Here is a 20,102-nt window from a genome sequence, read left to right as displayed (position 1 = left end):
TTTACAATTCGTTTATCGCCTCAGAAATTTGCGAAAATATCCGTACACCCAACGGCAGGGGGGGCGTGATTTCGCGTGCCAGTTTCCCGAGTACCCACAGCTCTGAAGTGTCGTCCATGACTTCCTCGCGAAACCGTCGCAAATAGTCAGGCAATTCCGCTGCGCTGGGCACGACCGTGAGATAGGTGACATACACTACGTTGGCAAAGAGGTGCTTTACTTCGAGCAAACTCTCCAACGGAACGCTTTCGCCAAGGTAAATGCTCCGGTACCCATTTAAGGTCACTTCGTAGTTAAAATACATTAGTCCTACATCGTGCAGCTCGTCCTTGGGCAGGAACAATACGAATACCTTTTCATGCCGGGTATGTTCCAGTATCTGGATGCGCTCGATGTTCGTCAGGATTTTTTGTCTGATCAGGTAGCTGATAAAATGCTCGTGTGCGGGGGTAATGGTTGCTGTTTGCCACAACATGCCTATCTCCTGCATCAAAGGGACAAACACCTCGAAAAAAACCTCACTAAAGGATTTCTCAGACAACAGCGCATTGTAGGTTTGGAAGAAAAGCGGCTGGTCAAAATTCATCATGGCCATTTTGAAACTGCTGATCGCATGGATCTTTGCGCTTTTCTGCGACACGATCTGGCGCACCAGCGAGAGCATCTTCTCTTCGCTCAGTGTGGCAATTGCCGACAACTTGTAGCCATGCTCGTTCAAAAGCTTTACATTCAGTAGTTTCTGGAGACTAGCGGCATCATAATACCTTATGTTCGTCTGGGTTCGATCTGGTGAGAGCAAGCAGTGTCGCTTTTCCCATATTCGTATGGTATGGGCCTTGATGCCCGAAAGATTCTCAAGATCTTTAATGGTAAATGTGTTTTTGATGCCGGAACTCATAGGTTAATTTTCTGTATCAAATCTACTAATTTCTGGTATGATATCGTTAATTTTGGGTAAAAAGCCAGATGACATACGACTATATTTTCTGCGGATTCGGCCTGTCGTCCATGCTCATTTTACTAGAGCTCCAAAAAACCGGTTCGATGGGCGAAAAACGGATTCTGGTATTGGAGAAAGACAAGGACACGCAAGAGAAGACCTGGTCTTTTTGGGAGCGCGGCAAAGGCGAATTCGATGATCTTCTGGACGGCAGTTGGTCCAGCGGCCATTTTACGGCACCCGGACTGACAACTGAAATCCTTGGAGAGTACACTTACAAAAGCCTTCGTCGTTCGGCACTAAGCGCCTTTGTGCTCAAGCGCCTGTCTCTTTTGGAATCGGTCCGGTTCGAACGGGCCGAGGTGCTATCGTGGGCAGATGACGGCTTGGGCGTGACCGTTCGTACCAACGGACCAACCTACCGCACCAAGAAATATTTCCACAGCGCACCGCCCGACCTGGCATCGCTTGGTAAAAAAATACTGCTTCAACATTTCATTGGATGGAACATCCGCACCGAGCAAAACCATTTTGAGCCAGTTGCCGAGATTATGGACTTCGATGTGCCGCAACACGATAACACCCGCTTTTTTTATGTCCTCCCTTCGACAAACCGTTCCGCCCTTGTCGAATATACGCTTTTTTCGTCCCATTTACTTTCCGAATCAGAGTACGAAGACGAAATTAAACAGTACCTGCTCCGACGAGGCATTGTGAACTACGAGATCGTCTCCAAGGAACGCGGTGTAGTTCCCATGACCACTTACCCTTTCTGGAAAAGGAACACCCGAAACGTGCTTCACATCGGAACAGCGGGCGGATGGACAAAAGCGAGTACGGGATACACGTTTTACAACGCTCAAAAACTATCGGCGCGACTGGTACGGTCGCTTCTTGACGGCAACGCGGACTTCCGGAAATTCTTCAGGAAAGACCGCTTCTATTGGTATGACGCGATTCTCATTGAGGTGCTATGCTTTAAAAACGATGCGGGTCGTGAAATCTTTACGCGGCTTTTCAAAAACAACCGACCCGGACGTGTGTTGCGTTTTCTAAACGAAGCGACGCACTGGACCGAAGAGTTGTCTATTGTGAAGTCCTGCCCCAAATGGCTTTTTTTTAGAGGGTTGGCACACATAATTGCAAAAAGGGGAACCCCGCGTCCCCCTAATTACAATTAAACAAAAAACACTACAATGATGGCAAGAGCACTTTATCCACAACGTGCACGACACCGTTGGATCCCTGTACGTCCGTGGCGACAATATTCGACACCCTGCCGTTTGCATCGGTGATCTTTGCCCCTCCTGAGAGCATCACCGTAAAGTTCCCACCCTGAAAGGTCGCTACGGAAAGTCCTTCACTCAAATCGGCAGCCAGTACGTTGGCACCGGTAACGACGTGGTACTTCAGCGTGTTCTCGAGTGTGGCCTGCGGAACATCGGCCAATCCCGATAAGCTCAATTCGGTTAGCAAATTGCCGAAAGCGGTATTGGTTGGCGCAAAGACCGTGAAAGGCGATGCGGCATCTCCCGATAGTACCCCTACGAAATCAGGCTGATCACCCCGGGTCAAGGCTTGCACCAAAATACTGAAGTCAGGGTTCGCTATGGCATGGTTGACAACCGTAGGAAGCCCGATCACGCGATCCACGACATGGATGACGCCATTGTCCGCGGCGATGTCGGCCGTTGTTACGGTAGCTCCCCCGTTAGCAGCGCCACCATTGATGACAACCCCTGAGGCGGTGTTGATGTACATGCTCAAAGTATTAGACGAAGCGGAACCTTTCGCGAGTGTCTTGACATAGCCGGTGACCAACTGCGACGATCGTACTTCGCCAGACACCACATGGTTGAGCAGCACTTCTTTCAGCGCCGCCAGCGGGACATCGTCGATGTCGGCGTATCCATTTGCGGATAAAAATGTTTGGAAGGCGGTGTTGGTGGGCGCAAACACTGTGAAAGGCCCTCCTGTGTCCAGTGTCGTAACGAGGTCGGCACGCACCAAAGCATCCACCAGAATTGAAAAATCGTCATTTCTAGATGCTACATCCGAAATGGAATTGTCTTGGGGCGATGGATAATAAACCTGATCGTCGTCGTTGCACGAAAAGGTCAAAAAACAAATCGCCAAAGGCACCAACTTAAAGATAGAATTTGTTTTCATGATTTTGAGTTTAATTGTTGATAACGAGACGAATTTACTAGAAATAATTTTATGTTTAACTTTTTTAATAAAATATAAAACATTGTTTAGTTGCTTTGGAGACGAAAGAAAAAGTGTACGCCAACCTACAAACGGACTTCATGCCCAAAATAGGAAACGATCCAAGAGGAAATACGCGCAGAAGCATCGCTACGTAAAAAGGATATTCAATTTTTGTGCAACGGCCTGAAGGAAAAGAATGCCACTGTAAAAAAATCAAGGTCGATATGAGGAATAACGCCGCCCGCGTCATATTATAGGGCAGACAACGGCATCCTACATCCAGCGCAATGTCACAAGTGCCAGCGCAAAGATTCCCACCACGCGGCCAAATTTCTTGTCATTGAATTTGAAGCGCAAAATTTAGGCAATAAACGTCTGAAATCTTTGCAACTACACTGACCATGATTATCATTTTCATACCAGAGGAATAAGTAAAAAAAAGCCTCCGTTTTCGGAGGCTTGTCTATTACTTTTCCAACAACTGTTGAAGCGGCTCGAGTTGTTTTAAATCGATGTCGGCATTCTGCAGCGCCGAAACCATCGTAACGATGCTCGTTGGATTCATGTCGTTGCCCAGCACGCGTACCACGGCAAACCCGTTTTCCTTTTTGTTGGCAAAAACCACGAACTCATCGATGTGCTCGTCGTCGCCTACAAAACTGATCGACGCGCCTTCTTTGCCCGAGCCGAATTTCATCAGTTGTTGGTATTTCGGATCCTTGAGGATCTGGCTTACCTTGGCGCGCTCGGTTTCAAACTCCGCCGTGTTCGCATCGGTGGCCTTGAAAGCCAAGATGTTCATGCGGTCAAACGATTGGAAGGCCTGCTTTTGCTCGAGCGACAACTTGGTTTGGTCGAGGTTGAGGATGCTGGGCGACACGTCGAGTGTAACAAAATCCTGGTTGTCGGTTTGCGCGACAAAATACTTTTGAAGCGTCGGTTCGGACTGACATGCCGCCAGCGCCGCAAATGTCAAAAGCAACATCTTTTTCATGGCTCTTTATTTTGGGCCTTTCGGGCCTTTTGGACCTTTGCTCTTGGTGGCTTTCTTGAGGTCGTCGCCGCCTGGGAAACGCATTTTGTCGGTCAGGGTCGAAATTTCGGCCAGGTCAAAGTTCCCCGTGAGCGACATCAGTACGGTATCGTCTTCCTTGCCGCCTTCGATGAACATCAGCAATTCGCGCACCTGGGAATCTGTAGCACCCGATTTGACCATGATCTTGATGTTGCGCCCATTCTCGGTGATGCGCATCAGCTCGTCGAGCCCTGCAGACTTGATGTAGGAATTGGCGGTGGCCTTCATTTCATTCTCGACACGTGTGCTCTTGGTGGTAAACACCTTAAGGTTGTCGAGTTTTTTGATCAGCGCGAGGTATTGTTGGGCTTCCTTATCGGATGCATCCATTTTTACCTTGCTCATGAGGTCGAACATTTTTTTGTTGACGATGATCGACGTCACGTCGTCTTGCCCGTCGAATTTATCGAAAGCACCCTGGGCAAATGTAGGCGCCGAAAACAACAGCATCAAGCTGGCGATTATGAACTTTTTCATTTTTGGAAATTTTTAGTTTTTAAGTTTGACAATTCCCTTTGCTGCGGGACACAGGAAGCCTTAGTGGTGGTCTATGAACACGCGGTCTTTCGTGGCTTCGAACGTTTGCATGTACTGGACGCTCTCGACGCCCGTGTTGACGTGGCTGGACAACAACGCCAACGCTTTTTGGGTCTCCCTGAACGCTTCCTCTGGACTGTCGTACGTACCCAGGTCCTGCGGTTGCGTTTGGTTGAAATAGGCAAAAGTGCCTACACCCACCAGGACAACGACCGAAGCGGCCACCGATAACCACGCTACTCTTTTGCGTTTTCCAGATTGTAGTGGTACGGTTTGTTCAAATTGTTGTTCCCTGGCCAAGGAGAAATAGCCGAACATTGGTTTGTATTGTTCCAGATGCGCGGGTACATCGCCGGAAAAATAATCTTGCAATTGCTTTTCCTGCGCCGTGGTGGTTTCTCCTTCAAAGTATTTTTCGAGTAATTGTTCTATTTTATCCGATTCCATAGCGGTGTGTTTTGGTCATAAATTCCCGTATTGTTTTCCTTGCTCTTGAAAGCGCCACACGGATGGCGGTTTCATTCATCTCTAATATTTTGGCGATGTCTTCGTATTCGTACTGTTCGATGTCGCGCATTTGTACGATGAGCCTTTGTTGCTCGGGCAGTTGATTGATTACTTTCTCTACCCAACTCATTGCGTCGTTGTCTTCGACTTGCTTTTGAAGCGGCGGTTCGCGGTCGGTAAAATTGTTGTGGACGATCCGGAGGTTGCCGGCGCGTTTGCTCTTGAGCTGATCCAAACAATAATTCTTGGTCATGGTCATCGCAAGCGCTTCGACACTATTGTACTCCGACAGTGTTTCGTTTTTGGTCCACAATTTTACCAGAACTTCCTGCGTCGCGTCTTCGGCTTCTTCAGTGCTTACGAGCAAACGCTTCGCCACCCGAAAGATCTTGCTCTTGAATGGCGAAACCAGCTGCATAAACTCGTTCTGATTCATAATTGTTCGTTTTTTGATGATGATTGAAAGCCAGACGAAGGCGTTTTATTTTTGTTACAAAACAATTTACATAAAACTAAAATTTTTATTTTTACGTGGGTAAAAATTCTGCCGATGCTATGAAAAATCCTTTGAAAATATTGCTCTTTCTTGTCATGGGCATGCTTGTCGGATGCGAAAAAGACGACCACGACGTACCGCAAAACATCGAAGTACAGGATTTTGTCTGGAAAGGACTCAACCTGTACTATCTGTGGCAGGCCGATGTACCCGAGTTATCGGACTACAAATTCGGTGACCAACAAGATTTGAACGCGTTTTTGTACGGCTACCCTAATCCGGGCGAATTGTTCCAAAGCCTGTTGTACAAACCCGCCTCGCAATTTCCTGCAGACCAAGCCATCGACAGGTTCAGTGTCATTTACAGCAACTACAATGACCTCGAAGGCGTACTTTCGGGGACGACGCGCAACCACGGTGCCGATCTGGCGCTGTATTACAAGGACGATTCCGAATACGAAATCATTGCGGTAGTGCGTTACATTTTGCCCAATTCAGACGCGGCAACCAAAGACATCCAGCGTGGCGATTTGATCTATGGCATAAACGGCCAACAACTCAACGTCGACAATTACATCGGATTGTTGTCGCAAAACAGCTACACCGTCAATTTCGCCGATTACGACAACGCCAATTTTACGCCCAACGGACAATCGTTGTCGCTCACCAAAACCGTACTTTCCGAGAATCCTGTTTTGCTGACCCAAGTGATCAACGAGGGTGCGCACAAAATCGGTTATTTGATGTACAACGGATTTTACCCCGCATACGAAACCCAACTCAACGATGCTTTCGGACAACTCAAATCGCAAGGCATCACCGATCTGGTACTCGATTTGCGCTACAACGGCGGCGGATCGATCGCAACGGCGGCGCGATTGGCCAGTATGATCACAGGGCAGTTCAACGGGCAGGTGTTCGCCAAGGAACAATGGAACGCCAAGGTCGAGGCCTATTATCTTGAAAACAGCCCCGGAACGCTCGTCAATTTGTTCTCCAACCGCATCGAAAACGGCGGCGCCATCCAGAGTTTGAACCTCGACCGGGTTTATGTGCTAACCACGCGCGCCACGGCATCGGCCAGTGAATTGGTCATCAACAGCCTCGAGCCTTACATCGATGTGGTGCAAATCGGCGACCGTACCATCGGCAAAAATGTAGGATCGATCACTTTATACGATTCGCCGTCCTTTTCGAAACTCGGCGCGAGCCCGAACCACCGCTACGCCATGCAGCCGCTGGTGCTCAAGATCGTGAACAAGGTAGGATTCGGCGACTACGTCAACGGATTGCAACCCGACGAACCGATCCAAGAAAATATCCAAAACCTGGGCGCGCTCGGCAACACAAACGAACCATTGCTCAACGCAGCCATCATGCACATTGTGGGCGGCGGACGCATACCACAAAATCAAACCCCATCGCAGCGACCCGTAAAGGATTTGCGCCCGATGCAGCAACTCAAGACCGAAATGTACCGCGACGTCCCGCCGGGCTTTTCAAACATCCGATAAAAAAAGGGCGGTCTCAAAAATCGAGGCCGCCCTTTTTCTCAAGTAAGCAAAAATCAGTTGAAATACACGCTGTTCGGAATCAAACCGGTAGTCAGGTTCTTGAGCAACGTACCTGTTGGGGTGTAAATGAGCACCGCACCGTCCGAGGCATAATCCTTGGCATCGGTGACATACAGGTTTCCGTCTTCGACCTTTAAACCATAAAGCGTTGTGGCCGCTGTCGTGAACAGTTCGGTGCCGCTTACGCTCGCCGCATTAATCGCATTGCCGTAAACCTTGTTGCCCACGGTAAAGAACAGGCCGCCTTCGTCCTCATTGAGGTTTTGGGCACCAACCAACGTTTCGGGAAAAGTGATGTCGCTTTCAACCGCGTTGGTCGCGAGGTCGATCCTGACCAAATGGCTCGGCGCCGGATCAAAGAAACTACTTGCGGTGAGCACATACAATTTTCCGTCCTCGGTATCGAACGAATTCGGGCTTTGCGGCAAAGCAATCGTTGCATCGACACTGCCGGTATTCGGGTTGATGACCTTGATCGAATTGCCGTCGCCATAGTTCCCGTTGAGCACATACAACTTGCCGTTCTCTTCAAAAATCTTGTCGGCGATGGCCCCTACCGGAATAGGTGCATCGACACTGTAGTCGGCCAAATCGATGACGGTGATGTAGTCGTCGGCGAGGTCGCCAAAATCGGCGAGGTTGGTGATGTAGGCCTTGCCGTTGAACACCACCCCGTAACGCGGGTTGAAAAATCCTGTTTCGATCGTGGTAATGTGCTTGAACGTGTAGCGGTTTACGACGGTCATTTTATTCGAACCGCCCGAAATGACAAATGCCTTGTCGCCGCCGAAGAACATCGACTGGACATAGCCGCCAACACCATCGCCTTCGTTCTCTGCGCCAAAAACATCCTGCTTCAACAGTGAATAATTGTAGGTCGAGAACGTGATAGAACCCGCCGATGCATTGCCCTCGTTCAACACAAAAAAGCCACCTTGGTAGGCCCCGAGCGGTACATTGACCACCGGGTCGTCGTCGTTGTCGCACGAGACCAAAACCGAGCAAAACAGCGCGGCAAAAAACAATTTACTGAGTTTCATATGTTAGAATTTAAGAATTAGATACACGTTAAAATGGCGTCCCGGCATGGGCCTGTCGGCCACGCTTTCGTATTGCTCGTCCCACAAATTGAGCGCCTTGAACCCCAACCGATAAACGCGCTTATGCCCAAAATCATAGTCTGCGGAAACATTTGACACATGGTACAGGCCGACGGTTTTGTCGGGGTTGTTGTCCGATTGCGTATACACCCATCCGTTGTAGACATGCTGATAAGCCAACGATAGCTTGCGATAGCCATACGCCACGGCCACCGTCGCTTTGTGGTAGGGAACATAGATCAGTTGCTTGCCCGTTTCGCGGTTGCGCGAGTCGGTGTAGCCGTAGGCGCCTTTTAGGTTGAACCGGTGGCGTCCTATGCGATGATCATAACCCAGCGTCGCTTCGGCTCCATTGATCAACACGCTGTTGGTGTTTTCGGGCGAGAACACGCCGCCGCTGCCGGGAACCCATCGGATCATGTCGCTGATTTGCATCTGGTAAATCGTTGCGGTCATGCTAAAATGATTGAACCTAAAGCTGTTGGTTGCTTCGAACTGATAGGATCTTTCGGGTTGTAGATTTGGATTCCCACCTTGTTTCCAGTACAAATCGTTGAACGTCGGGATGCGAAAATTGCGCGAAGCGTTGACTTTCAAACCGTACCACCGCCAAGGCGTCCAATCGATTCCTGCCGAATACAACAGCGGACTGTCGTAATTGTCGGTAACTTCCTTGCGCAGGGCCAGCTCATAGCCCAACACGGGCCACGGCCGGTGCCTGAACAACAAACCAGCCGATCCGATTTGTCTTTTTTGCAGGCTAATGTCGGACCCCGTGCCGTCGTGCTGCGTAAAATCGATCAAGGTGTTAAAGGCCATCCGGTCGTTGGGCGTAAAGGTCAAATCGTGGCGCGCCAAAAAAGTCTTGACCTGCCCGAACGTATGATCGGCATCAGACAAATCGTCGAAATACTGGTAGCGTTCGCTCAAAAAAGCGGTCTTGACTTTCGAAATCCATTTGCCCCAAACCGCCTGCCATTCCAATAAATTTCGCGTGTTGTAATCGCGGTACTTGGTGGGGGTATCCGAGGTGTTGATGAGCGAAAAATGCCGCTCGCCGTCAAAAACCTGACTGTACAATTTCACGGCGTGTGCATCACCCAGTCGATACCCCAAGGCAAGATTCATCCCGGTATTGTAAAACTGTCCGTTGCTGTTTTTTCTGTTTCGTTTGTCACCCACAAACGGGTAATCGTTTTGGGATTGGTTGCGCGACAATCCTGCGTTCACGCTCCAATCTTGGTTGGATGCCGCCAGTTGATACGATCCGTTGAACGTGTCGAAACTACCATAAGCCAATCGAACATCATGACTGAACCTCCGACCAAAAAAAAGCTCGTTCTCAAGGTGGATACTCCCGCCCACAGCACTACTGCCATAAATCGCGCTGCCGCCACCAAGACGCACCGAAACGTTTCCGAAGCCTGCGGTAGGGACGGTATTGAAATCGGTTTGCCCGTTGAGTTGCGAGTTGATGTTGATGCCGTTCCATACGACTGCCGTCTGTTGGGCCGTCGTACCGCGGAACGCAGGCGAAGACACCATGCCGTAACCGTTCTCCTTAAAATAAATCGGGGTGTTGAACTGCAGCAGGTCGGCGAGCGAAACCGAATTCCTCGAAAGCGTCGAATCGTTGAGTTTGATGACGTTTTGCGTGTTGGAAAATCGCTTGAGTTGCGCGTCGGAAATGGTCACTTCACGTAGCGCAATCGAATCCTGTTGCGCCCGCAAAACCGGACACAGCAATATAAAAAAACAAAAAATGAGCTTTCTCGCAGTCATCAATCCTGAATCTTTTTTCCCGAAGATTCGACATTTGTTTAGGATTCAGGCAGGTCTCCTGGCTTGCGTCTTGTCGTATACCTTCCCGTTTTAAAAACAGTGGTTTGCAGCTTACGACAAGCTGGATAGCTTACAGTTGCGGGAACAGCCCAGGCTTTTTACGCGTTCGACATTTGTTTGCGTTCACCTGATTCCCTTTTAATGCGTTTTCACACAACCTGAATCTGGCGCAAATATAGCGCATAGATTTGAAAAAACTAAATTTGATTTTTAAGACCTACGCGCCTACCTTTGCTTTTCAACGTGCGATATGAAAAACTTATTTGTTCGATGGATGGTTGTTTTGGTATGGTTTGGCTTTGTGGGCTGCCAGCGCGAAACTGCGTCGTCTTCGGTAGCCGTCAAAACTCAAAACGAAATTGTCGCCGCCAAGGGCCTCTCGATCTACAGATACCAGGGCTATTCGCTGGTCACCATTACCAACCCGTGGCCCAACGCGACCAAGGATTACGTTTATGTTTTGCAGCGAAAAGGGGCCGTAATACCCGACAGCCTCAAACAATACCCGACGGTTCCGGTGCCGCTTTCCGCTATTGTCGTGACCTCAACCACGCACATCCCGTCGCTCGAAATGCTGGGCGTTGCCGAGACACTGGTGGGCTTTCCGAACCTCGATTACGTTTCGTCGGAAAAAGTCAGGACGCGCATCGATGCGGGAACAATCCGTGAACTTGGCTCGAACCAAAGTCTCAACACTGAAGTGCTCCTTGATTTGCAGCCCGATCTAATCGTCGGCTTTGGCATCGACAACAACAATCCCGCGCTCGACAATCTGCAAAAAAGCGGACTCAAAGTCATGCTCAACGGCGATTGGAACGAACAAACGCCGCTCGGAAAAGCCGAATGGATCAAGTTCTTTGGCGCGTTGTATGGCAAGGAAAAACAAGCCGATTCGATTTTCAACCAAATCGAAAAGACCTACAAACAAACGCTGGCGCTGGCCAAAAATGCCAAGCAAAAGCCCACGGTGATGGCAGGCGCAATCTATGAAAACCAATGGTATTTGCCACACGGCAACAGTTGGGGTTCGATATTTATCGCCGATGCGGCCGGCGCATACCTTTGGGCCGACAGCCATGGCACGGGCAGTTTGTCGTTGCCTTTCGAAAAAGTGCTCGAAAAAGCCAAGGACGCCGAATACTGGATTGGCCCCGCGCAATACACCTCGCTGGCCGAAATGACTGCCGACAATCCGCATTATGCGCAATTCAAGGCGTTCCGCGATAAAAAGGTTTTTTCTTTCAGCACCAAGAAAGGCGCAAAAGGCGGTCTCATATTTTATGAATTGGCGCCCAACCGGCCCGACCTCGTGCTCCAGGACATGCTCCGCATCCTGCATCCCGAATTGCTGCCCGATCACCCACTGTACTTTTTTGAACAACTTCGCTAGCATTGGCCACCACGCGACATACCATTTTGTTCTGGCTGCTTTTTTCAGGCACGGTGTTGTTGTTTGTGGCCGACATCAGCCTTGGGTCGGTTACAATTCCTGTGCGCGAAGTGTTCAAAAGCCTATTCGGATCGTCGTCGAAAGAAACGTGGGATTACATCATTGTCAACTATCGCTTGCCCAAAGCCATTACGGCCGTACTCGTTGGATTTGGCTTGTCCATCAGCGGATTGCTGATGCAAACACTGTTTCGCAACCCGCTGGCCGGCCCCTATGTATTGGGACTTAGTTCGGGTTCGAGTTTGGGCGTGGCGCTGGTCATCTTGGGGTCGGCGGTCATGCCGGGGATTGTCGGTCATTTTATGGTTTCGTCCTATGGCATTATCCTCGCGTCCTGTTTGGGCAGCTTGCTCGTGTTGGTCGCGGTGTTGTTGGTGTCGAAAAGATTGCGGGACACGTCGGCCATTTTGATCGTCGGGCTTATGTTCGGCAGTTTCACGAACGCGTTCGTAGGCGTATTGGCCTATTTCAGCACGGCCGAACAACTGCAAAAATTTACGTTCTGGTCGCTTGGCAACCTCGGTAACTTGTCCTGGACTTCGGTGTCGATTTTATCCGTATCGGTACTCATCGGATTGCTGTTGAGCATTGCTACCATCAAACCGCTCGACGCCCTGCTGCTCGGCGAGAATTACGCCAAAAGCCTCGGTATTCGTTACCAGCGCACCCAACGCATCATCATCGTGGCTACGAGCATATTGGCAGGCAGCATCACGGCCTTTGCGGGCCCTATCGCTTTTATTGGGCTGGCCGTACCGCACATGGCCAAACTGGCGTTCCAGACCAGCAACCACCGCGTACTTTTTGTCGCCACGTTGTTTTTTGGCGCCATGGTGATGTTGTTTTGCGACATCGTTTCACAGGTTCCGGGTACCGATTTGACGTTGCCCATCAACGCGATCACTTCGATCATTGGCGCGCCGGTGGTCATTTGGTTGTTGTTGCGCAAACAAAGATTCAACGCATGAACCAGCCGATATTACATACCCAAGATTTGCAGATTGGCTACAAAAACGCCATCGCTTCGAACGTCAACCTATCGTTGCAACCGGGCAAACTTGTCGCGCTCATTGGGGCGAATGGCATCGGTAAATCGACATTGTTGCGTACGCTGACCAAGATCCAGCCACCAATTTCGGGCGATGTTTATTTAGGCGGTAAACCGATATCGGACTATTCGTCGGCCGAACGCGCGCGGCAATTCAGCATCGTCTTGACCGAAAAACTACCGCCGAGCAACCTCACGGCGTGGGAACTTGTGGCGCTCGGACGTCAGCCGTATACGGATTGGATCGGCAAACTTTCCGACGTCGATCGCCAGCAAATTACGCAAGCCATGGCGCTCACGCAGGTTACGGATTTGGCCGACAAACGACATTTCACCCTGAGCGACGGCCAATTGCAAAAAGTGTCGATCGCGCGCGCGCTGGCGCAGGACACGCCGCTGATCGTGCTCGACGAACCCACGACGCACTTGGATCTGGTGCACAAGGTATCGCTGCTCAGGCTGCTCAAAAAGCTCACGCTCGAAACCCAAAAGTGCGTGCTTTTTTCGACACACGACATCGATCTGGCGCTGGAGTTAAGCGACGAAATGATTGTCATGAGCCCGCAAAAAACCATTCAAGCCGCACCATCGCAATTGATTTCAGACGGCGTGTTCGATACGATTTTTAAGGACGAACACATTGTATTTGACGTCGGAAAAGGAAAGTTTATTTTCAGGAATTTGTAAGCCGTCGCTTTGATTTGGTTTATATTTGTGAAAATCGTTCGCCATGAAATTACTTTGCGCCCTGTTTTTTGTGTTTTCGGTTGCGATGGTTGCCCAACCGTCGGTCGAAATGACGCCGCGCGGGTTTGCGCCCATCACGATCCCGTCGCCGGCCAAGCCACTCGAAAAGCTGATGGAAGCCGCTACCGCCTGGGCGCCGTTCTACAACAAAAATGGTCATGACGTGTACGATGTCGGGAACAACGCACTCACCGTAGACGCGCTACGGGAGAACGCCTATTTCTACCGCAACCTGGGCGAACGCTTCGATTACAATATCGTTTATACGCTCAAGATTGTTTTTAACGACAACCGAACATGTACGCTGTCGTTTTCGGTCAAGGAAATCTACGCCAAGGAAGCGCCTGTCAAGACAACGGTTGCCGACTTTTTCACGCCCGAAGGCAAACTCAAGGAAGACTACCTCGAAGTCAAGCCGTCGCTCGAATTGACGGCCAACAAGATTGTCAAATCGTTCGCAGATTTTATCGCCAACTAGCTATTTGCCCTTGAGCAGGTTGATGCTGACCGTGGCCGTATCGGCGTCGGGAAATCTTCTGAACACATGGGGATCGGGATACAAACCGGCTTCTGAAGCGACGCTATTGAACACATCGATCTCGACAATGTACTGGTCCGAAAAACCGTGCGTCGCATCGTAGGCGGTTGCCGAGGTACGTCCGAGGTGCGCCGCCGCGAGTGCCGGGTCGATCGTATGCAACTCAATCAACAGCAAACCGAACTTTTGTACATAAGGCGACCATTTTTGCAAATGCTCAAGCAGGTTGTCTTCGACCAAATTATTGGCGATGCGACGACCGCGATGCGCAAACGCGCCTGTTGATTTGCTGACGCGGCCCGGTGTAATATGATTGGGCTCGCTCCAAATGCGGTTGTGGTCCAGAAAAGTCCGTACGTTGAGCAAATCCTTGAGATCGATTGCATAATTCTCCTTGAGGTCGCGCGCCAAAATATCAGGACGACCAATATCGCCCCAAATCACCTTGGCCCAAATGTCGGCCTTGATCAGGTTGGCGCGGGTGACCTTGAGCGCGGTTTGGTTGTAATCGACACCCACCAAAAACAACGGGTAATTGTCGAGCATCTTGCCACGTAGCGTTTGCCGGTCGATCACTTCAAAAATATGCTGCAGGAACGCGCCGTTGCCGCATCCCATGTCGAGTATGCCTTTGGGCTGTTGCTCGATCGGACGGTTGAACAAATCGATCAGGATTTCGTCGACGACTTTAAAATAGGTGTCGTGCGCGCCGCCGCTGCCCCATACGTTCATCTCGCGGTCTACGTGGATTTCGTCCTGCCCCTCGCCCACCATACGCAAGGCCGAGGGGTCGCCAAAAATCAGTTCCTCGATCTTGGCGAAGGTCGGCAAATAAGACACCGTCACGCCATAAGCCGAGGCGCGCTTGGCAAAAAACAGCCCCGTTTCGGTAAACTGGTAATTGCCGTTTTTTTCGGTATACCAGCCAAGCCAGGTAAAGAAATCGAGGATCTTTTTGAACAATTCGGGCGATTTGTGGAATTCCTCGGGACGGAATGAAATCTCCATGAAATACTTGTGGAACATACCCGTCATGCCCAACCGAACGAGTGTCGGGCCCACGATATAACCTTCGATGTGTTTGAGGATTTGGCGTTGGACGTTACCCGTAATTTCGTCGTCCGAAAAAACGATACCGTAGTTTTTCTTGTATTTTTCGAAGATGGCGTCGAGTTTCTGGAACGGCGCTTCCTCAAAAAGCCGCGGATGGAATTGGGTCGAAAAATGCAACAAATCGACTACATCCTGGTACAGGTAAAAATGGGCAAACGCCGCCTCGGTTTTTGCGTTGGATTGTACGGTAATCACATCCTGCGCATCGATCCGGTAATCGAGAAAACCTTGCGAAGCCAGTACGCGCAAACCTACATTCAGGTAACCTTCGTTGGCTTTGAACCGCGTGGTCAGTTCAGATAAAGTGGCTTGTTTTTTTTCAAGTACGTAATCCAGTACGCCTTTGTTTTGGAGGGCGATGGCGACCGGCGCCGTGGCCAATCCGTCGAGGTGTTTGAAGATCGTGCTTCTAAGTTGGGCTTTGTCAATCATAATTTTTGGGTCTCACTTCCCAAATATAACAATTTCCCGACAACCTCAACGCAATTGTCTTTTGGCCTCGCCGAGCACGAAAGCGACCGAATTGGCCAGGTTGTAGCTGCGCACCAAAGGCGAAATCGGGATCGTCAAATGGTTCGGAAACCGTTCGAGAACAACCGATGCCAGCCCGACACTTTCCTTGCCGAACACCAACCAATCGCCGTCCTGGAAATCTTGGTCGAGGTACGATTTGGCAGCATGCGAACTGAACAGGAACACCCTTGAAGCGTCGGGAACCTGCGCGGCCCATTGTTCGACACTCTCATATTCGGTGCGGTCGAGATGCACCCAATAATCGAGCCCCGCGCGTTTGACGGCGGCATCGGTGATTTTGAACCCAAACGGATGGATCAAATGCAGGCGGCTTTCAGTACCCACGCACAAACGACCGATGTTGCCTGTGTTGTTGGGGATTTCTGGTTCGACGAGGACGATGTTTAACATTGATTATTTTTTATTTCTATTTTTTATTGTCACGATCAAACGTCGAGCATGGTCACCTCGCGCACTTCGCCCGATTGGAGGTTATCGAGATGGATGTTGCCGATGCGCACCCGAACCAACCGCAACGTAGGGAAACCAACGGCCGAAGTCATTTTGCGCACCTGTCGGAACTTGCCCTCGCGCAACGTGATCGACACCCAACTTGTCGGGCCGTGCCGGTCGTCGCGGATTTTGTAACTCCGTGCGGGAAAATCGGGTGGTGCCATCAACCGCGCTTCGCACTTTTTGGTCGTGTATTTTTTGCCGTTGAAGCCAATCTGAACGCCCGCCATGAGTTCATCGACCGCTTGCTGCGTGATGACGCCGTCTACTTGCGCGTAGTATTCCTTTTCGACTTTTTTGCCGCGGACGATTTCGCTCATCATGCCGTTGGTGGTGAGCAACAACAAACCTTCGGAGTCTTCATCAAGCCTGCCGATGGCCATGGTGCCGGGCGCAAAATCGTGCAACTCGCCCAACAGTTTTTTGTTGCGTTTGAGCTCATAGACAAACTGGCTCAGGTAACCGTAGGGTTTGTGGACCAAATAGTGGCGGTGCTCCATGACGCAAAGGTAATCTTAAAAACGGCTTTTAAAAAAATGTTTGGAAACAGAAAATCATCTGCCATTGTTTTGACGAAAACGATATATTTGCCTATTGAAAACCAAGGGCATATGATAGTTTCTGTCGTCCCTACCTGCTAAAGGGACATTCCACCACCGACAAAAAAAGGACGGGACCGTGTAACGCGGCCCCATTTTGAACATCATATACTTTTATCATGACACAATTATCGCCTGCACAAGGCAAACTATCGCTTATATTTTCGGTCATCAAGAAATCGCTGCGTGGCGAAGAACTCGATTATACCACGGGCAGCATCCGTCTTTCGGTTGTTTTGCTCGCCATCCCGATGATGCTCGAGATGATGATGGAATCGGTTTTTGCGCTCGTCGATTTGTACTTCGTAGGGCATTTGGAGCACAGCAGTTTTGCGATCCAGACCGTCGGACTCACCGAATCGGTACTCACCATCATCTATTCATTGGCCATCGGGATCAGCATGGCGGCCACGGCAGTTGTCGCGCGACGCATCGGCGAAAAAGACCCCAAGGCGGCGGGCAAGGCAGGCATGCAGGCCATCTTGGTCGCGGTCGCGCTCAACGTGATCATCTCGGCGTTTGGGGTGTACTACGGCACCGACATCCTGTTGTTGATGGGCGCTTCGCCCGAAGCTGCCGCACACGGCACGCCGTTTATCCAAATCATGATGGGCAGCAGCATCGTCATCACGTTGTTGTTTTTGATCAACGGGATTTTTCGCGGCGCGGGCAACGCGGCCATCGCGATGAAAAGTTTGTGGATCGCCAATTTGGCCAACATTGTGCTGTGTCCTGTTTTCATCAATGGATTTGGACCGGTCCCGGCGTTCGGGCTTACTGGCGCTGCCATAGCCACAACCATCGGCCGAAGCATTGGTGTGGCTTACCAACTGTACCATTTGTTCAACGGAAAAAACCTGCTCAAGATCACGTTGTCCTGCATGACACCCGACAAAGAGATCATCCAGAACATCGTCAAGATCGCCTCACCTGCCGTGTTGCAGTTTGTGATTGCGTCGTGCAGCTGGATTTTCCTCGCGCAATTGGTGGCCACCACGGGTGGCGACGACGGCTCGGCGGGCTACCAAACCGCCATGCGCCTGATGATGTTCTTTTTGCTCCCGGCCTGGGGTTTGAGCAATGCCGCGGCAACGCTCGTGGGCCAAAATCTGGGTGCCCAACAAACGCAACGTGCCGAAGAATCGGTGCTCAAGACGGCCAAATACAACATGATTTACATGGGGCTCGTGATGCTGATTTCGCTGGTGGGTGCCGAGTTGCTCGTGGCCTTTTTCACGAACGACCCAGAAGTACGCGTCTATGCCGTGCGGGCCGTACGCATCATTGCGCTGGGCTATGTGTTCTATGGCATCGGGATGGTGATGATCAATGCGTTCAACGGCGCAGGCGACACCTGGACGCCCACCAAGGTAAACCTGGTGGGGTTTTGGTTTTTCCAGATCCCGCTCGCCTACTTCCTGGCCAAGTCCTTGAAGATGGGCCCCGAAGGCGTGTTCATCGCGATTCCCGTAGCCGAAACGGCCATCACCGTGGCGAGTTTCATTTTGTTCAAACGCGGGAAATGGAAGGAAGTTAAGGTGTAGCGACTGCCGCGTGAGAGATGGCAGTGGAAATCCTTTTTGGTGAGGAACGAAACCAAAAAGATTACCTCACCAAAATAATATTTATCATAGGTGTTCGGTGAACTTCGTTTGAAACGGACAGCCTGACGGAGCACGACAAAACTCCTTTTTATGACAAATTTCACGCGCCGGCACGCCCAAAAAAGCCAAAAAAAGCCACTTTCACGAGTGGCTTTTCTATCTAATATTCGAAATATTATTGCCTGCTTTGCACGTAATCGGATAGTTCGTCGGCGTTGGACGAGAATTTGAAGATGCCGTTGAGCTTAAAATAGCTGCGCGGTTCGATGCAGTAATCGTAGGCAAACTTCGCGAACTCGAGCGTGTTGTCCTCAAAGCTGAACAGTTGCGCGATTTGCATGATTTGGTTGGTGTTGAGGCAGTTGCTCGAAACAACCTGCTTGGCGGTCTTGAGCTTGCTGTCGTCGAACGATTGCTTTTTGATGGTGGAAAGCGCAGCGTTGAAATCGCCCGGCGACATCGCGTAACGTTTCGAACAACCGCGGTCGCGTCCGTGGCCATGGCCATCGTCATGGTTGTGGCCATGGTGGTCGTGCCCGTCATGGATGGTGGTGGTCGTGGTCGTGGTTTGGGTAGTGCCCATCATACCGTCGTTGACCTGGACGTTCATGTTAACGCCGCCCACATTCATCCCAACCTGTGCGCCGCCTCCTGACGTGGTCGTGGTGGTTGTGGTGGTTTGCACCGTACGTGGCTGGCCATAATGGACGACAAAAACGTTGGCCGGTGCCACGTAGGTCGGTAGGATCTCGGTTTGCGAAAAGAATCCCAATTTTCTTTTGCTGGCGTCTTTTTTGTCGTTCTTGATTTTGTAGGTGACGTCGACAAAATGGGCGTCGGCGTCTTGCAACGCGAGGTAGTTTTTGGTGATGTCTTGCAATTTCTTGTTCTCGAATATGATGCGCGCATTGTAATACGGCTGCGGCAAATCTTCGATGCGCAGGTTGGTTTGCGCCACGTCGTTCATTTTTTCGCCGTTGAGGATCAGGAAGAACTTGTCGCCACTCTCGGAGAAAATCGTCAAATGGCCAACGCTACTGGTTTGTGCGATGGCGCAAAGGCCTACAAAGAACATCAGTACGGAAAGTGTAGTTTTTTTCATATGGTTTTTTGTTTGATTGTTTAAGTTCCCGGTCGTTTTCAAAAACGATGCCATTTACGGGAAACGGAATTTTTCGGCTCCAACCGGGGCATGCAACCTGTGCAAGCCTGTTTGCATCTGCATGATTGTGTGCATTTTGGGCCAAATATAGACAAATCGGGAATTATATAAAACTATCTTAAAATCGTATAATCGCACGGCGGTTTTGCGTTCTAATTTAGCTACAGGTTAAAGCGGTAGTTTTCAGTTCAATGACATACAAAAATCCCTAAATTGTAAGGTTATGAGAAAGTTAGTTTTGGTTGTTTCGCTGGGCGTATTCGCATTTTCGGGCTATTATTTTGCAGCCAACCTGCGGGATTCGGCCGATTTGAATTACATCATCTACATGAGCATTTGGGGGCTTCTGATTTTGATTTCGCTGATTGGCATCGTCTACAATTTTCCTACGCTGCGCCACCACAAACGCCATATGCGCAATTTAATCTACAACAGCTATTCTAGCCAACGCATCAGAAACAAAGAGTTCGACCGACAATACCACATTGTGAACTAACACTTTATATATCATGGGTCACACCTGAAAAAATGGC

20 protein-coding genes and 1 riboswitch are annotated in these 20,102 nt (G+C 50.2%); of the genes, 8 read left to right on the top strand and 12 right to left on the bottom strand.

Annotated elements, in window-relative coordinates:
* Window position 1: 1 nt before the first annotated feature.
* A complete protein-coding gene (locus tag BLP55_RS09520) occupies window positions 2-898 on the bottom strand; it encodes a MerR family transcriptional regulator (protein ID WP_091142674.1) in 897 nt (298 codons plus the stop codon).
* Window positions 899-966: 68 nt separating this feature from the next.
* On the opposite strand from BLP55_RS09520, the gene BLP55_RS09515 reads away from it, so the two are divergent.
* Complete coding sequence (locus BLP55_RS09515) at window positions 967-2,121, top strand: lycopene cyclase family protein (RefSeq protein ID WP_091142670.1); 1,155 nt, start codon at window positions 967-969, stop codon at window positions 2,119-2,121.
* Window positions 2,122-2,131: 10 nt separating this feature from the next.
* Here BLP55_RS09515 and BLP55_RS09510 read toward each other — a convergent pair whose 3' ends face one another.
* From BLP55_RS09510 to BLP55_RS09490, 5 genes are all read right to left on the bottom strand, one after another.
* On the bottom strand, window positions 2,132-3,109 hold the full coding sequence (locus BLP55_RS09510) for a fasciclin domain-containing protein (protein WP_091142666.1): 978 nt from the start codon (window positions 3,107-3,109) through the stop codon (window positions 2,132-2,134).
* A 508-nt stretch (window positions 3,110-3,617) separates the two neighbouring features.
* Entirely contained in the window at window positions 3,618-4,145 is a 528-nt protein-coding gene (locus tag BLP55_RS09505) for a DUF4252 domain-containing protein (protein ID WP_091142662.1), read from the bottom strand.
* A 6-nt stretch (window positions 4,146-4,151) separates the two neighbouring features.
* On the bottom strand, window positions 4,152-4,703 hold the full coding sequence (locus BLP55_RS09500; RefSeq protein ID WP_091142658.1) for a DUF4252 domain-containing protein: 552 nt from the start codon (window positions 4,701-4,703) through the stop codon (window positions 4,152-4,154).
* A gap of 60 nt (window positions 4,704-4,763) precedes the next feature.
* Window positions 4,764-5,210, bottom strand: coding sequence for a hypothetical protein (locus BLP55_RS09495; protein WP_091142653.1), 447 nt, complete (start codon window positions 5,208-5,210; stop codon window positions 4,764-4,766).
* Complete coding sequence (locus tag BLP55_RS09490) at window positions 5,197-5,706, bottom strand: RNA polymerase sigma factor (protein ID WP_091142650.1); 510 nt, start codon at window positions 5,704-5,706, stop codon at window positions 5,197-5,199. Before BLP55_RS09490 ends, BLP55_RS09495 begins: the two co-directional genes overlap by 14 nt.
* Window positions 5,707-5,825: 119 nt before the next feature.
* Between BLP55_RS09490 and BLP55_RS09485 the strand changes: the two genes are divergently transcribed.
* A complete protein-coding gene (locus BLP55_RS09485) occupies window positions 5,826-7,280 on the top strand; it encodes a S41 family peptidase (RefSeq protein ID WP_091142646.1) in 1,455 nt (484 codons plus the stop codon).
* Between the two features lie 53 nt (window positions 7,281-7,333).
* On the opposite strand, the gene BLP55_RS09480 is transcribed toward BLP55_RS09485, so the two are convergent.
* Together BLP55_RS09480 and BLP55_RS09475 are read right to left on the bottom strand one after the other, a co-directional pair.
* On the bottom strand, window positions 7,334-8,380 hold the full coding sequence (locus BLP55_RS09480; protein WP_091142643.1) for a DUF5074 domain-containing protein: 1,047 nt from the start codon (window positions 8,378-8,380) through the stop codon (window positions 7,334-7,336).
* 3 nt (window positions 8,381-8,383) lie between these two features.
* A complete protein-coding gene (locus BLP55_RS09475; protein WP_091142639.1) occupies window positions 8,384-10,222 on the bottom strand; it encodes a TonB-dependent receptor plug domain-containing protein in 1,839 nt (612 codons plus the stop codon).
* Between the two features lie 31 nt (window positions 10,223-10,253).
* Window positions 10,254-10,459: riboswitch (cobalamin riboswitch) on the bottom strand.
* Between the two features lie 73 nt (window positions 10,460-10,532).
* On the opposite strand from BLP55_RS09475, the gene BLP55_RS09470 reads away from it, so the two are divergent.
* Genes BLP55_RS09470 through BLP55_RS09455 form a run of 4 tightly spaced genes read left to right on the top strand, consistent with a single transcriptional unit; the run spans window position 10,533 to window position 14,005 of the window.
* Window positions 10,533-11,672, top strand: a complete 1,140-nt coding sequence (locus BLP55_RS09470) for an ABC transporter substrate-binding protein (protein WP_091142635.1) — start codon at window positions 10,533-10,535, stop codon at window positions 11,670-11,672.
* A gap of 2 nt (window positions 11,673-11,674) precedes the next feature.
* Window positions 11,675-12,700 carry an iron ABC transporter permease gene (locus tag BLP55_RS09465; protein ID WP_244503449.1) on the top strand — a complete coding sequence of 342 codons (1,026 nt, stop codon included), beginning with the start codon at window positions 11,675-11,677 and terminating at the stop codon, window positions 12,698-12,700.
* On the top strand, window positions 12,697-13,467 hold the full coding sequence (locus BLP55_RS09460) for an ABC transporter ATP-binding protein (protein WP_091142631.1): 771 nt from the start codon (window positions 12,697-12,699) through the stop codon (window positions 13,465-13,467). Before BLP55_RS09465 ends, BLP55_RS09460 begins: the two co-directional genes overlap by 4 nt.
* A gap of 43 nt (window positions 13,468-13,510) precedes the next feature.
* Window positions 13,511-14,005, top strand: a complete 495-nt coding sequence (locus BLP55_RS09455) for a hypothetical protein (RefSeq protein WP_091142628.1) — start codon at window positions 13,511-13,513, stop codon at window positions 14,003-14,005.
* Here the strand turns inward: BLP55_RS09455 and BLP55_RS09450 are convergent, their stop codons facing one another.
* Genes BLP55_RS09450 through BLP55_RS09440 form a run of 3 tightly spaced genes read right to left on the bottom strand, consistent with a single transcriptional unit; the run spans window position 14,006 to window position 16,704 of the window.
* Window positions 14,006-15,610, bottom strand: a complete 1,605-nt coding sequence (locus BLP55_RS09450; RefSeq protein ID WP_091142624.1) for a class I SAM-dependent methyltransferase — start codon at window positions 15,608-15,610, stop codon at window positions 14,006-14,008.
* Window positions 15,611-15,655: 45 nt separating this feature from the next.
* Complete coding sequence (locus BLP55_RS09445; RefSeq protein ID WP_091142621.1) at window positions 15,656-16,102, bottom strand: tRNA (cytidine(34)-2'-O)-methyltransferase; 447 nt, start codon at window positions 16,100-16,102, stop codon at window positions 15,656-15,658.
* 35 nt (window positions 16,103-16,137) lie between these two features.
* Complete coding sequence (locus tag BLP55_RS09440) at window positions 16,138-16,704, bottom strand: pseudouridine synthase (protein ID WP_091142618.1); 567 nt, start codon at window positions 16,702-16,704, stop codon at window positions 16,138-16,140.
* A gap of 218 nt (window positions 16,705-16,922) precedes the next feature.
* On the opposite strand from BLP55_RS09440, the gene BLP55_RS09435 reads away from it, so the two are divergent.
* The gene (locus tag BLP55_RS09435; protein WP_091142614.1) at window positions 16,923-18,347 is read left to right on the top strand and encodes an MATE family efflux transporter; all 1,425 of its coding nucleotides are present in this window, start codon (window positions 16,923-16,925) and stop codon (window positions 18,345-18,347) included.
* A 235-nt stretch (window positions 18,348-18,582) separates the two neighbouring features.
* Here BLP55_RS09435 and BLP55_RS09430 read toward each other — a convergent pair whose 3' ends face one another.
* Window positions 18,583-19,509, bottom strand: a complete 927-nt coding sequence (locus BLP55_RS09430; RefSeq protein ID WP_170826834.1) for a proline and serine-rich protein 1 family protein — start codon at window positions 19,507-19,509, stop codon at window positions 18,583-18,585.
* 283 nt (window positions 19,510-19,792) lie between these two features.
* Here BLP55_RS09430 and BLP55_RS09425 point away from each other — a divergent pair, with 283 nt between their 5' ends.
* Complete coding sequence (locus BLP55_RS09425) at window positions 19,793-20,065, top strand: hypothetical protein (protein WP_139149641.1); 273 nt, start codon at window positions 19,793-19,795, stop codon at window positions 20,063-20,065.
* Window positions 20,066-20,102: the final 37 nt, after the last annotated feature.

It is taken from the genome of Flavobacterium caeni, from assembly GCF_900101895.1.
Taxonomy (GTDB): domain Bacteria; phylum Bacteroidota; class Bacteroidia; order Flavobacteriales; family Flavobacteriaceae; genus Flavobacterium; species Flavobacterium caeni.
This window is presented reverse-complemented; position numbering and strand designations above follow the sequence as displayed.